The sequence below is a fragment of the Halomonas sp. ND22Bw genome (assembly GCF_003011945.1).
GTDB classification, from domain to species: domain Bacteria; phylum Pseudomonadota; class Gammaproteobacteria; order Pseudomonadales; family Halomonadaceae; genus Halomonas; species Halomonas halophila.
Map to the genome: position 1 here is coordinate 1 of NZ_PXWD01001486.1, position 247 is coordinate 247.

1 protein-coding gene is annotated in these 247 nt (G+C 66.0%); it reads left to right on the forward strand.

Annotated features, from left to right (window positions below):
• Positions 1-247 (forward strand): hypothetical protein (locus tag CVH10_RS26295; RefSeq protein WP_219925051.1); only part of this gene is annotated, 247 nt, incomplete at both ends.

Below are 247 nucleotides of genomic sequence, written 5' to 3' on the forward strand. Positions count from 1 at the left end.
CCGGCCCTTCTGGGTGCTGACCCGTCACGCGCACATTCGCGAGGTGGAGCGGCGCGCGGACATCTTCAACGCCGGCCCGCGCAACACGCTGATGCCGATCGAGGTGGAGGAGATGAACCGCCAGTTCTTCGGGCTGGAGGCGGGCGTCGAATCGCTGGTGACGATCGACGGCGCGCGGCACCTGGAATTGCGCGCGATGACGCAGGATTATTTCCTGCCCAAGAACATCCGCCGGCTGGAAGCGATG